The 518-nt window shown below is 67.8% G+C and carries 1 protein-coding gene; it reads left to right on the top strand.

Annotated features, from left to right (window positions below; translation table 11 throughout):
- Positions 1 to 518, top strand: a 518-nt coding sequence (locus ABVS03_RS11605; RefSeq protein WP_368019225.1) for an ATP-binding protein, incomplete at both ends; no start/stop codon positions are given.

Below are 518 nucleotides of genomic sequence, written 5' to 3'. Positions count from 1 at the left end.
CGGGATGCCTTGCCGAATACCTCGAGGCAGAATGCGCGAGCAGGGATGCCTCGAGGAAGGCATCCCTGCTCAGGAGGTGCGCGCTTCCGCAGGCGAAGACGTTCGACGGCCACGACTGGACATCCGTCTCCTGGCCGGAAGGCTTCGGCCGGGCGGACCTGCTCTCGCTCTCGTTCCTCGGGAGGCGCGAGGACCTCGTGCTCATGGGCGATGTCGGCACCGGCAAGACCCACATGCCCGGGGCGATATGCTCGCTGTGCTGCCAGCAGATGCGCCCTGCAAGGTTCTTCACCGCATCGTCGCTGGTCATGCGCCTGAGGCGCGCACGCGATGCGGGGTCGCTCGACCGCGAGCTCGCCCAGCTCGCGAAGGCCGACATCCTGGGGACAGGCGAGCTCGGCTTCCTCCCCCTCGACACCGACGGGGCGAGGCTGCTCTTCCAGGTCATATCCGAGAGCTACGAGCGGCAGTCCCTCGTGATCACCACGAACCTCGAGTTCGCGCGCTGGGGCGCCGTA

Source organism: Olsenella sp. AGMB03486 (assembly GCF_040884255.1).
Taxonomy (GTDB): Bacteria; Actinomycetota; Coriobacteriia; order Coriobacteriales; family Atopobiaceae; genus Olsenella_L; species Olsenella_L kribbiana.
This window is presented reverse-complemented; position numbering and strand designations above follow the sequence as displayed.